General features: G+C 69.5%; 11 protein-coding genes. 6 read left to right on the top strand and 5 right to left on the bottom strand.

All coding sequences use genetic code 11. From position 1 onward, the window contains the following. Nucleotides 1-23: 23 nt before the first annotated feature. Both sufB and ACQEXA_RS40905 read right to left on the bottom strand, forming a co-directional pair. The gene (gene sufB / locus ACQEXA_RS40910) at nt 24-1,445 is read right to left on the bottom strand and encodes a Fe-S cluster assembly protein SufB (protein ID WP_359392421.1); all 1,422 of its coding nucleotides are present in this window, start codon (nt 1,443-1,445) and stop codon (nt 24-26) included. Beyond that, a complete protein-coding gene (locus ACQEXA_RS40905) occupies nt 1,442-2,230 on the bottom strand; it encodes a helix-turn-helix transcriptional regulator (RefSeq protein WP_359392419.1) in 789 nt (262 codons plus the stop codon). The genes sufB and ACQEXA_RS40905 overlap by 4 nt, the downstream gene beginning before the upstream one ends. Nucleotides 2,231-2,391: 161 nt before the next feature. Between ACQEXA_RS40905 and ACQEXA_RS40900 the strand changes: the two genes are divergently transcribed. The 4 genes from ACQEXA_RS40900 to ACQEXA_RS40885 all read left to right on the top strand — a co-directional run bounded on the left by ACQEXA_RS40900 (nt 2,392) and on the right by ACQEXA_RS40885 (nt 6,089). Then, nucleotides 2,392-3,183: an aminoglycoside N(3)-acetyltransferase gene (locus ACQEXA_RS40900; RefSeq protein ID WP_432926385.1), complete on the top strand. Its 792-nt coding sequence runs from the start codon at nt 2,392-2,394 to the stop codon at nt 3,181-3,183. Nucleotides 3,184-3,267: 84 nt separating this feature from the next. Further along, nucleotides 3,268-4,191: an ABC transporter ATP-binding protein gene (locus ACQEXA_RS40895; RefSeq protein WP_359392415.1), complete on the top strand. Its 924-nt coding sequence runs from the start codon at nt 3,268-3,270 to the stop codon at nt 4,189-4,191. Nucleotides 4,192-4,241: 50 nt separating this feature from the next. Continuing rightward, nucleotides 4,242-4,958 carry an ABC transporter permease gene (locus tag ACQEXA_RS40890; RefSeq protein WP_432939066.1) on the top strand — a complete coding sequence of 239 codons (717 nt, stop codon included), beginning with the start codon at nt 4,242-4,244 and terminating at the stop codon, nt 4,956-4,958. A 123-nt stretch (nt 4,959-5,081) separates the two neighbouring features. After that, nucleotides 5,082-6,089: a COX15/CtaA family protein gene (locus ACQEXA_RS40885; protein WP_432926387.1), complete on the top strand. Its 1,008-nt coding sequence runs from the start codon at nt 5,082-5,084 to the stop codon at nt 6,087-6,089. Between the two features lie 43 nt (nt 6,090-6,132). On the opposite strand, the gene ACQEXA_RS40880 is transcribed toward ACQEXA_RS40885, so the two are convergent. From ACQEXA_RS40880 to ACQEXA_RS40870, 3 genes are all read right to left on the bottom strand, one after another. Continuing rightward, nucleotides 6,133-7,239: an amidohydrolase family protein gene (locus tag ACQEXA_RS40880; protein ID WP_433132581.1), complete on the bottom strand. Its 1,107-nt coding sequence runs from the start codon at nt 7,237-7,239 to the stop codon at nt 6,133-6,135. A 56-nt stretch (nt 7,240-7,295) separates the two neighbouring features. Beyond that, nucleotides 7,296-7,652 carry a hypothetical protein gene (locus ACQEXA_RS40875; protein ID WP_432926389.1) on the bottom strand — a complete coding sequence of 119 codons (357 nt, stop codon included), beginning with the start codon at nt 7,650-7,652 and terminating at the stop codon, nt 7,296-7,298. Nucleotides 7,653-7,757: 105 nt separating this feature from the next. Next, nucleotides 7,758-8,744 carry a heme o synthase gene (locus ACQEXA_RS40870; RefSeq protein WP_432939068.1) on the bottom strand — a complete coding sequence of 329 codons (987 nt, stop codon included), beginning with the start codon at nt 8,742-8,744 and terminating at the stop codon, nt 7,758-7,760. Nucleotides 8,745-9,111: 367 nt separating this feature from the next. On the opposite strand from ACQEXA_RS40870, the gene tkt reads away from it, so the two are divergent. Together tkt and tal are read left to right on the top strand one after the other, a co-directional pair. Continuing rightward, nucleotides 9,112-11,199: a transketolase gene (tkt, locus tag ACQEXA_RS40865; protein WP_432926391.1), complete on the top strand. Its 2,088-nt coding sequence runs from the start codon at nt 9,112-9,114 to the stop codon at nt 11,197-11,199. Nucleotides 11,200-11,233: 34 nt separating this feature from the next. Beyond that, nucleotides 11,234-12,352 (top strand): transaldolase, encoded by a 1,119-nt coding sequence (gene tal / locus ACQEXA_RS40860; protein ID WP_432926393.1) that lies wholly within the window; start codon nt 11,234-11,236, stop codon nt 12,350-12,352. Nucleotide 12,353: the final 1 nt, after the last annotated feature.

Genomic DNA, 12,353 nt, shown 5'->3' with positions numbered 1-12,353 from the left:
CCTGCTGCGGACGAGGACGGCCGTCAGCCGACCGCGCCTTCCATCTGCAGCTCGATCAGCCGGTTGAGCTCCAGCGCGTACTCCATCGGCAGTTCCTTGGCGATCGGCTCGACGAAGCCGCGCACGATCATCGCCATCGCCTCGAACTCGGAGAGGCCGCGGCTCATCAGGTAGAAGAGCTGGTCCTCGGAGACCTTGGAGACGGTCGCCTCGTGGCCCATGGACACGTCGTCCTCGCGGACGTCCACGTAGGGGTAGGTGTCCGAGCGGGAGATGGTGTCGACGAGCAGCGCGTCACAGAGCACGTTGGACTTGGAACCCGCGGCGCCCTCGCCGATCTCGACCAGGCCGCGGTAGGAAGTACGGCCGCCGCCGCGCGCCACCGACTTGGAGACGATGTTGGACGAGGTGTTCGGCGCCATGTGGACCATCTTGGAGCCGGCGTCCTGGTGCTGGCCCTCGCCCGCGAAGGCGATGGACAGGGTCTCGCCCTTGGCGTGCTCGCCCATCAGGTAGACGGCGGGGTACTTCATCGTCACCTTGGAGCCGATGTTGCCGTCGATCCACTCCATGGTCGCGCCCTCGTAGGCCACGGCGCGCTTGGTGACCAGGTTGTAGACGTTGTTGGACCAGTTCTGGATGGTCGTGTAGCGGCAGCGGGCGTTCTTCTTGACGATGATCTCGACGACCGCGGAGTGCAGCGAGTCCGACTTGTAGATCGGGGCCGTGCAGCCCTCGACGTAGTGCACGTAGGCACCCTCGTCGACGATGATCAGGGTCCGCTCGAACTGGCCCATGTTCTCCGTGTTGATACGGAAGTAGGCCTGGAGCGGGATCTCCACGTGCACGCCCGGCGGCACGTAGATGAAGGAGCCGCCGGACCACACGGCGGTGTTCAGCGAGGCGAACTTGTTGTCACCGGCCGGGATGACGGTCCCGAAGTACTCCTTGAAGAGCTCCGGGTGCTCCTTCAGCGCGGTGTCGGTGTCGAGGAAGATGACGCCCTGCTCCTCCAGGTCCTCACGGATCTGGTGGTAGACGACCTCCGACTCGTACTGGGCCGCGACACCGGCCACGAGGCGCTGCTTCTCCGCCTCCGGGATGCCGAGCTTGTCGTACGTGTTCTTGATGTCCTCGGGCAGGTCCTCCCAGGACTCCGCCTGCTTCTCCGTGGAGCGCACGAAGTACTTGATGTTGTCGAAGTCGATGCCCGACAGGTCCGAGCCCCAGTTCGGCATGGGCTTCTTCTCGAAGAGCCGCAGGCCCTTGAGGCGCAGCTTGGTCATCCACTCCGGCTCGGACTTCTTCGCCGAGATGTCGCGGACGACGTCTTCGCTCAGACCGCGCTTCGCCGCGGCACCGGCCTCGTCAGAGTCGGCCCAGCCGTATTCGTAGTTGCCCAGGCCCTCGAGTTCGGGGTGAGCAGTCTCCGTGGGGAGAGTCATGCGGGGTTCCTCCCGGCCGTGCTGGCAGATGCGTTGTGGGTGGTCTTGGAAATCTTTGTGGCTTCGGCTGCCGGGGGCGCATGGGGCGCTCTCGGGATGAACGTCGTACAGACACCGTCGCCGTGCGCGATCGTCGCCAGTCGCTGGACGTGCGTGCCGAGCAGATCGGAGAAGATCTCCGTCTCGACCTCGCACAGTTGCGGGAACTGTTCCGCGACGTGGGCGACCGGGCAGTGGTGCTGGCAGAGCTGTTCGCCGACCGGGGCGCTGCGCGCCGTAGCAGCGTACCCGTCCGCGCTCAAGGCCTTGGCCAGCGCTTCGGTGCGCTGTGCCGGGTCGGCGGCCTCGATGGCCTCCCGGTAGGCGGTGGCCTGCTCGGCGATCCTGGCGCGGGCGAAGGCCACGACGGCCTCGTCCCCGCCGAACCGCTCCTTGATGAAGCGCAGGGCGTCCGCGGCGAGCTTGTCGTACGACTGGTCGAACGCGTCACGGCCGCAGTCCGTGAGCGCGAAGACCTTGGCGGGGCGACCACGCGTACGCGCGCCGTACACGCGCTGCTCTCGGGCCACCACGACGTCGTCGGCGACGAGCGCGTCCAAGTGCCGCCGTACGGCCGCCTGGGTGAGCTGCAGCCTCCCGGCGAGCTCGGTGACGGTCGACGGCCCGTGGTCCAGGATGGACCGCGCGACCCGGTTGCGTGTCGAGCGATCCGACCGCAACCCAGCCGCGAGCTCCTCCTGCGGGGCCCCCGTGGGGGTCTCCCGAGCTTCGCCGACGTTTTTCACAACGCCATTGTTGCGTAATTCCTCAGAGCCTGACAAGCGCCGTCCGACCGGGCACCGGTGCCGTGCATCACTTAGGGATACCTAAGGTGACCTGCGTGAACGATCCCTGATCGATCAAAACAGGTGGCGTCCGCCGCGGCGGTCGGCAAGACTCCCGGACCATGCCCACACCCCCTCCCACCGGCCCTCTTGTCACCCGGGACACCGTCTGCACGCAGCTGCGCGCACTCGGGGTCACCCCCGGCGAGACCCTCCTCGTGCACTCCTCGCTCAGCTCCCTCGGCTGGGTCTGCGGTGGCGCCCTCGCGGTGGTCCAGGGACTTCTGGACGTGCTCGGTCCCGAGGGCACGCTCGTGGTCCCCACCCAGACGGGTGACCTCTCGGACCCCGCGCTGTGGAGCAGGCCACCGGTGCCCGAGGAGTGGTGGGAGACGATCCGCGACGCCATGCCTGCCTATGACCCGCTGGTCACACCGTCACGCGGGGTTGGAGTGATACCGGAGACCGTCCGCACCTGGCCCGGTGCCTCACGCAGCGCCCATCCGCAGACCTCGTTCGCGGCGATCGGCCCGCGCGCCCGGACGATCCTCGACGGACACGCTCCCGACTGCCGGCTCGGTGAGAAGAGCCCGCTGGCCCGGCTGGAGGCGATGGGCGCCCGTGTCCTGCTGCTCGGCGCGGGCTACAGCACCTGCACCAGCTTCCACCTGGCCGAGTACCGGATACCCGCGCCCCGGGTGCGGGTGGGCCGGCCGGGCCCGGCCGGCTGGGAGGTGGTGACCGAGGTGGCGATCAGCTCGGACCGGTTCGACGAGCTCGGCCACGATTTCGAGCGGGACCGTACGGTCGTCCGGGGGAAGGTGGGTGCGGCCGGGGTACGGCTGTTCCCCGTGGCGGACGCGGTGGCCTATGCGGAGCGATGGCTGCCGTTGCACCGGCCGGGCGAGGAGTAGTTTCCGGACGCCCTCATGCGGCCTCCGACCGGATTCCGGACCCCCTCGTCTCGCGCCCGGCGCGCCTACCTAGACTCGGGACCCATGCGAAGTGAGCCGGTCGTCCAGGTCCAGTCCCTGGTGAAGCGCTACGGCGCAAAGACCGCGGTGGACGGCCTCGACCTGGTGGCCCGGGCGGGGATCACCGCGGTACTGGGGCCCAACGGGGCGGGCAAGACGACCACGGTGGAGACCTGCGAGGGGTACCGGAAGCCGGATTCCGGCGCGGTACGCGTCCTGGGTCTCGACCCGGTCCGCGAAGCCTCGGCGCTGCGTCCCCGCATAGGTGTCATGCTCCAGTCCGGCGGCGTCTACCCGGGCGCCCGCGCCGACGAGATGCTGCGCCATGTCGCCAAGCTGCACGCCGATCCGCTGGACGTGGACGGGCTCATGGAGCGCCTCGGGCTCGGCGGCTGCGGACGCACGGCGTACCGGCGGCTGTCGGGCGGACAGCAGCAGCGGCTGGCGCTCGCCATGGCCGTCGTCGGCCGTCCCGAGCTCGTGTTCCTGGACGAGCCGACCGCCGGTCTCGACCCCCAGGCGCGCCGGGCCACCTGGGATCTCGTGCGCGATCTGCGTGCCGACGGGGTCTCCGTGATCCTGACGACGCACTACATGGACGAGGCCGAGCAGCTCGCCGACGATGTCGCGATCATCGACGGGGGCCGGGTCATCGCACAGGGCTCCCCGGAGGAGCTGTGCCGCGGCGGCGCCGAGAACACCCTGCGTTTCACCGGCCGCCCGGGCCTCGACGTGGGGTCGCTGCTGAAGGCGCTCCCGGCGGACTGCACGGCCGGGGAGCTGACGCCGGGCGCGTACCGGGTCGTGGGCAAGGTCGATCCGCAACTGCTGGCCACGGTCACCTCCTGGTGCGCCCAGCACGGGGTGATGCCGGACCGGATCTCCGTCGAACGGCACACCCTCGAAGACGTTTTCCTCGAGCTGACCGGCAGGGAGCTGCGCTCGTGACCACCGTCGGTATCCACGCGCCGAAGCCCGGCGCCGCACCGCTGCCCCGCATGATCGCGGCGCAGGCCGCGCTCGAGACGAAGATGCTGCTCCGCAACGGTGAGCAGCTGCTGCTGACGGTGGTCATCCCGACGCTGCTGCTCGTCCTCTTCAGTTCCGTCGACGTCGTCGACACCGGCGCCGGCAAGGCCGTCGACTTCCTGACGCCGGGCATACTGGCGCTCGCCGTGATGTCGACGGCGTTCACGGGACAGGCCATCGCGACCGGGTTCGAGCGCCGGTACGGCGTGCTGAAGCGGCTCGCCTCCTCACCGCTCCCCCGCTGGGGCCTGATGACGGCGAAGACGGCCTCCGTCCTGGTCACCGAGGTCCTCCAGGTGGTCCTGCTGACGGTGATCGCCTTCGCGCTGGGCTGGTCGCCGCACGGCAACCCGCTCGCGGTGCTTCTCCTGCTGGTGCTGGGCACGGCGGCCTTCTCCGGACTCGGGCTGCTGATGGCCGGAACGCTGAAGGCCGAGGCCACTCTGGCCGCCGCCAACCTGGTCTTCCTGCTGCTGCTCGTGGGCGGCGGCGTCATCGTGCCGCTGGACAAGTTCCCCTCCGGTGCCGAGCACGTGCTCGATCTGCTGCCGATCTCCGCGCTCTCGGACGGTCTGCGGAGCGTCCTTCAGCACGGGGCCGGTACGCCCTGGGGCGACCTGGGCGTGCTGGCGGTGTGGGCCGTCGTGGGCCTGGCCGCGGCCGGAAAGTTCTTCCGCTGGGAGTGACCCCGGCTTCCCCGCGCCATCGGGAAACATCGCGGCCGGCGGCTCCCTGCTCGACCTCCCGGCTACTCGCGGGACTCCCGTGGGCCGACCCCTCGTGAAACCGTGCACAAGCGGCCCCCTACCATGAGGGGCGTGCCAAACGTGACTCGCGCCGACGCCGTGGCGGCCGTGCGCAACCCGATCGCCTTCATCGCCGCACGCTGGACCCCGGAACCCCGGACGGTTCAGCGGGCGGCGCTCTCCGCGCTCGTCATGTCGGTGGTCATCGTCGTCACCGGCGGCGCCGTGCGCCTGACGGGCTCCGGACTCGGCTGTCCGACCTGGCCTCAGTGCACGGACAACTCGCTGACCACGACCGGCGCCATGGGCATCCACGGCGTCATCGAGTTCAGCAACCGCATGCTGACCTACGTGCTGTGCGCGGCGGTCGGCTGGGCGATCGTCGCCGCCCGCTCGCAGAAGCCGTGGCGGCGCGGCCTCACCCGGCTGGGCTGGGCGCAGTTCTGGATCGTGATGAGCAACGCGATCCTCGGCGGCATCGTGGTCCTCGTGGGCCTCAACCCGTACACCGTCGCCGCCCACTTCCTGCTCTCCACCGCGCTGATCACCGTGGCCACGCTCATGTGGCAACGCACCCGCGAGGGCGACGCGGCTCCGCGCCCGCTGGTCGGCAAGGCCGTGCAGCAGCTGGTGTGGTTCCTGGTCGTCGCCTCGGTGCTGCTGATCGCGGTGGGCACCGTGGTCACCGGCGCGGGTCCGCACGCCGGTGACTCCCGGGAAGTCGAGCGCATCCCCGTCGACTGGGAGACCATCGCCAAACTGCACGCGGTGCTCGCCTGGATCGTGGTGACGCTCACCTTCGCCCTGTGGTTCGTCCTCAAGGCGGTCGACGCGCCCGCGAGCCCGCTGCACCGCACCCGGGACGTGTTCCTGATCCTGCTGGGCCAGGGAGTCATCGGCTACATCCAGTACTTCACCCACCTTCCGGAGATCCTGGTGGGCCTGCACATGTTCGGCGCCTGCCTGGTGTGGATCGGCGTGCTCAGGGTGCTGCTGGCATTGCGCGAACGCCCCGAGGCGACGGCGGGCCTTCCGGGGCCCTCGGCGGAGTCGGCCCTGACGGCCGCGTGACGCCCGGCCGGAGCCCTGCGGCTCCGGCACGTGGCCGCAGGCCTCACTTCAGCCCGTACACCCGCAGTGCGTTGCCCGCGGCGATCATCCCCGCCACCCGCTGAGCGTCCTCCAGCGACCAGGCGCCCTCGGCGACCCAGTCCCCCAGCAGCCGGGAGAGCGCCTCACGGAACAGCTGGGCCCCGACCACATGGAGTTCGGGCAGTCCGTGCGCGCCGCTGGAGAAGAGGAGCTTGCCGAAGGGCGCCAGCTCCAGGATCTCGGCGAGCACGTCGGCGGCCCGGGCGCCCGTGCGGACGAGCGCCGCGCCCAGGTCCGCGTACACGTGCGGGAACACCCCCGCGAGATGCGCCGCGTGCCGGTGGTACGGATAGCCGTGCAGCAGGACGAGGTCCGTGCCGAGCCCGGCCGTGGCGCGTACGAAGTCGGTGAGCAGGACCGGGTCGGTGCGGTCGATCCGCAGGCCCGGTTCACCGAGGCCCGCGTGCAGTTGCAGGGGCCGGCCCGAGGCGACCGCGCTCCACAGCAGATGGCGCAGCAGAACGGGGTCGGACAGGGTGCCGCCGACCCGGCGGCCGGCGAGCCAGCGGCCCGCCGCGCCGCGTACCTCGCCCGGCCCCGGCGGCTCGGGCGCCAGGGCCAGACCGTGCCGGACTCCCGCCACCGAGGTGAACGCCACCGCGTGCGCCGCCGCCCCGTGGATGGACTCGGCGAGGTTGGCGAGGAACGACTCCACCGTTCCCGAGGTGTCGGCCACCTGTTCGGCGAGCAGCTCAAGACGGACGATCTCATGTGCCTCGGCCGCTCCCGCCGAGGCCATCTCGGCCGGCCCGGTGAGATCGCCGGGCAGCCCAGTGCCGACGAGATAGGTGGTGATGCCGCTGCCCCGCAGCAGTCTGCGCCCCGACTCCAGGACGCCGAGCTCCCGGCGCCGGGCGAGGTAGCGGGCGGGCGGGCAGTGCGGCTCCAGACCGAGCAGCGGCGGACACCAGCGACGGACGGCGAAACCCGTCTGGGTGTCGAACAGGGTGGTGCCGGCCGCCGGCGGCCCCTCCGTACGGGCGAGGTGGGCCTCGAAGGTGCCGAGGCCCAGCTCGGTACGGAGCACGCCGTGGCAGTACTGGTCCACCAAGGACGATGTTTCGATCACCCGGACTCCCCGTGTCTGGACCGGTCCTCTTCAGGTCCTAACGGGTGAACCCGGTCTCAGGTGTTGCTCGGACCGCCCAGCTGGATCCCCGCCATGCGCTTCCACTCGTACGGGCCGGTCTTCACCTTGGCCGCGAACTCGCCGTCGAAGGCCTCGTGCACGGTGATTCCGGCCTTCTGCACGGCCTTCTCGGCGATGTCGTACGTCGGTGCGACAAGGTCACCCCAGCCGCCGTCCTCGCCCACGAGCACGATCCTGGCGCCGCGCTGCCCGATGTACGCCACCTGCCCCTCGGCGCCGCCGTGCGCCTTGGCGAAGGCGTCGATCTCCTTGGCGAGCCGAGTCGCCCTGCGCTCGGCCCTGGCGGCCTGCTTGGCGTCCGTGCCCTCGTCAACCTGCTGCGTGTCTGCCATGGCCAGGATGCTACCGACGGGTAGATCGAACGGCGACGGGAGGGGTGCGTGGCCTTGACCACGCACCCCTCCCGTCGGTCGTGCAGATGACGTCTGCCGCGGCGGCTACCGGAGGAAGGGGTCCACCGCCACGGCGACGAAGAGCAGCGAGACGTAGGTGATGCTCCAGTGGAACAGGCGCATCTCCTTCAGCTTCACGCCCATCGCCTCCGACCTCGCCCGGTTCTGCAGCGCGTGCGCCTCCCACAGCCACCAGCCGCCGGCCGCGAGGGCGACCGTCGTGTAGAACCAGCCCGTGTAGCCGAGCGGGGTGAGCAGCAGGGAGACCACGACCATCACCCAGCTGTAGATGACGATCTGCCGGGCGACCACCTTGTTGGAGGCGATGACCGGCAGCATCGGCACGCCCACGCGCGCGTAGTCGTCCTTGACCTTCATGGACAGCGGCCAGTAGTGCGGCGGCGTCCAGAAGAACATGACGAGGAAGAGGATGACCGGCGCCCACGACAGCGAGTTCGTGACGGACGACCAGCCGATGAGGACGGGCAGGCAGCCGGCGATGCCGCCCCACACGATGTTCTGTGAGGTACGTCGTTTGAGGATCATCGTGTAGACGACGACGTAGAAAAGCAGCGCACCGAGCGACAGCCAGGCGGATAGCCAGTTGACGGTGAAACCGAACAGCAGCGTCGAGACGACCGCCAGCGTGATGCCGAAGGCGAGGCACTCACGGGGGCTGACCATGCCGGTGACCAGCGGGCGCTGCGAGGTGCGATCCATGAGCGCGTCGATGTCCCGGTCGATGTACATGTTGAGCGCGTTGGCACCACCCGCGGAGAGGTAGCCGCCGATGCAGGTGAGCAGCACCAGCCTCAGGCTCGGCACGCCCTGCTGGGCGAGGAACATCACCGGTACGGTGGTGATCAGGAGCAGCTCGATGATCCGCGGCTTGGTCAGCGCCACGAAGGCCTTGGCCCGGGCCCCAAACGGCCGTTGGCCCCGGCTGCTGCTCGTCCCGAGCTCCCGCGCAGCCTCGAGGGCGTGGGCGGTGCCCCCACCCGTTGGACGGGATTCGACGGCCGTCACGTACACCCCTGACAGAGACATCCCAGCGAGCCCGGGCTGTGAATTCCCGGTAAAGGCTCGCGCGTACTCACGCAACTTTAGACGTTGCCCACAGCCCGCCCTTCGCGGGGGTGGGTCGTGTTGGAAGCGGCCGGCGCGACCCGGGAAAGGCGACCGGACACGAGCCGAACCTCGCTCGATTGAGCAGTCGGATGAGCGGCTCCGTATTCACTTGCCGACCGGGGATCGGCCGGTCGGGAGGCGGATGACGACGACTCCCGGCAGTCTGGAATGACTCGAAAAGACGCACGTACCTACGGGGGTAGGCTCAGCAACGGCCGGTGGGCGTCCAGTGCACCGGCATTCGACATGTGGAGAGGAGCCCTGACCCAGGGTGAGCACCAAGCCGACCACAACAGACCTCGAGTGGACCGAGTTGGACCAGCGGGCCGTCGACACCGCCCGCGTCCTGGCCGCCGATGCCGTACAGAAGGTCGGCAACGGCCATCCCGGTACGGCGATGAGCCTGGCTCCGGCCGCCTACACCCTCTTCCAGAAGGTGATGCGCCACGACCCGGCGGATCCCCAGTGGGTGGGCCGTGACCGCTTCGTCCTGTCCGCCGGCCACACGTCCCTGACTCTCTACACGCAGCTCTACATGGCCGGTTTCGGCCTGGAGCTGAACGATCTGGAGTCCTTCCGCACCTGGGGCTCGAAGACCCCCGGCCACCCGGAGTACGGGCACACCAAGGGTGTGGAGACGACGACCGGCCCGCTGGGCCAGGGTGTCGCCAACGCGGTGGGCATGGCCATGGCCTCGCGGTACGAGCGCGGTCTGTTCGACCCGGACGCGGCGCCCGGCACTTCCCCCTTCGACCACTTCATCTATTGCATCGCCGGTGACGGCTGCCTCCAGGAGGGCATCTCCGCCGAGGCGTCCTCGCTCGCCGGTCACCAGGAGCTCGGCAATCTGATCCTGCTGTGGGACGACAACCACATCTCGATCGAGGGCGACACCGAGACCGCGGTCTCCGAGGACACGGTCAAGCGCTATGAGGCCTACGGCTGGCACGTGCAGCGCGTGGCGCCCAAGCCGGACGGCGACCTCGACCCGAACGCCATCTACGACGCGATCGAGGCGGCCAAGAAGGTCACGGACCGGCCTTCCTTCATCGCGATGCGCTCGATCATCGCCTGGCCGGCTCCGCACGCACAGAACACCGAGGCCGCGCACGGCTCGGCCCTCGGCGAGGACGAGGTCGCGGCCACCAAGCGCGTCCTCGGCTTCGACCCGGACAAGAGCTTCCAGGTGGCCGACGAGGTCATCGAGCACACCCGCAAGGCCCTCGATCGCGGCCGTGCGGCGAAGGCCGACTGGGAGAAGTCCTTCCAGGAGTGGCGCTCGGGCAACCCGGAGCGCGCCGCCGAGTTCGACCGCATGAGCGAGGGCGAGCTGCCCACCGGCTGGGAGGAGAAGCTCCCGGTCTTCGAGGCAGGCAAGGCGGTCGCCACGCGCGCCGCGTCCGGCAAGGTGCTGCAGGCCCTCGGCGCGATCATCCCGGAACTGTGGGGTGGCTCCGCCGACCTGGCCGGCTCGAACAACACCACCATCGACAAGAACAGCTCGTTCCTGCCGGCGGACAATCCGCTGCCGGGGGCGAACCCCTACGGCCGGACGATCCACTTCGGTATCCGCGAGCACTCGATGGCCGCGGAGATGAACGGCATCACGCTGCACGGCAACACCCGCGTCTACGGCGGCACCTTCCTGGTGTTCTCCGACTACATGCGCAACGCGGTGCGTCTGTCGGCCCTGATGCACCTGCCGGTGACGTACGTGTGGACCCACGACTCCATCGGCCTGGGCGAGGACGGCCCGACCCACCAGCCCGTCGAGCACCTGGCCTCGCTGCGCGCCATCCCGGGCCTGAACCTCGTGCGCCCGGCCGACGCCAACGAGACCGCCATCGCCTGGCGCGAGATCCTCAAGCGCTGGACCAAGGAGTTCGGCAAGGGCGCCCCGCACGGTCTCGCGCTGACCCGCCAGGGCGTGCCGACCTACGAGCCCAACGAGGACACCGTCCGCGGTGGTTATGTGATGTTCGAGGCCGACGGTGGCGAGCCGCAGGTGATCCTGATCGCCACCGGTTCCGAGGTGCACATCGCCGTCGAGGCCCGCGAGCAGCTCCAGGCCGACGGAATCCCGACGCGGGTCGTGTCGATGCCGTCGGTGGAGTGGTTCGAGGAGCAGGACCAGGGGTACCGGGACAGCGTCCTGCCGCCGTCGGTGAAGGCCCGGGTCGCGGTCGAGGCCGGGATCGGGCTCACCTGGCACAGGTTCGTCGGGGATGCGGGTCGCATCGTTTCCCTGGAGCACTTCGGTGCTTCGGCCGACGGCAAGGTGCTCTTCCGGGAGTTCGGGTTCACTGCCGAGAACGTTGCATCCGCCGCTCGGGAATCGATCGCCGCAGCCCAGCGCTGACGCTGATATACGACACGTAGGAGATGCATTTTCCATGACAGACGCACTCAAGCGCCTCTCCGAAGAAGGCGTCGCGATCTGGCTGGACGACCTGTCGCGCAAGCGGATCACGTCCGGCAACCTCGCCGAGTTGATCGACCAGCAGCACGTCGTGGGCGTCACCACCAACCCGACGATCTTCCAGAAGGCGATCTCGTCGGGCGACGGCTACGAGCAGCAGCTCGCCGACCTCGCCGCCCGCAAGGTCACCGTCGAAGAGGCGATCCGCATGATCACCACGGCGGACGTCCGGGACGCCGCCGACATCCTGCGTCCGGTGTTCGACGCCACGCAGGGTCAGGACGGCCGGGTGTCAATCGAGGTCGACCCGCGCCTCGCGCACAACACCCGAGCGACCGTCGCCGAGGCCAAGCAGCTCGCCTGGCTGGTCGACCGCCCGAACACGCTCATCAAGATCCCGGCCACCGAGGCGGGTCTCCCGGCGATCACCGAGACCATCGGCAACGGCATCAGCGTCAACGTCACGCTGATCTTCTCGCTGGACCGCTACCGCAAGGTCATGGACGCCTACCTGGCCGGCCTGGAGAAGGCCAAGGAGCGCGGCCTGGACCTGTCCAAGATCCACTCCGTGGCGTCCTTCTTCGTGTCCCGGGTGGACACGGAGACCGACAAGCGGCTCGACGGCATCGGCACGCCGGAGGCGAAGGCGCTGCGCGGCAAGGCGGCCATCGCCAACGCGCGACTCGCCTACGAGACCTACGAAGAGGTGTTCAGCAGCGACCGCTGGCTGGCTCTGGACAAGGCGCGGGCCAACAAGCAGCGCCCGCTGTGGGCCTCCACCGGCGTCAAGGACCCCGCGTACAAGGACACCATGTACGTGGTGGACCTGGTGGCGCCGAACACGGTGAACACCATGCCGGAGGCCACCCTGCTGGCCGTCGAGGACCACGGCGAGATCGGTGGGAACACCGTCGCCGGCACCTACGACCAGGCGCGCGCGGACCTCGACGCGATCGAGAGGCTCGGCATCTCGTACGACGAGGTGGTCCAGCTCCTGGAGGACGAGGGCGTCGACAAGTTCGAGGGTTCCTGGAACGACCTGCTCAAGTCGACCGAGGCGGAGCTGCAGCGCCTCGCCCCTTCGGAGGGCTGAG

It is taken from the genome of Streptomyces sp. CA-106110 (genome assembly GCF_050936285.1).
Classification (GTDB): domain Bacteria; phylum Actinomycetota; class Actinomycetes; order Streptomycetales; family Streptomycetaceae; genus Streptomyces.
This window is presented reverse-complemented; position numbering and strand designations above follow the sequence as displayed.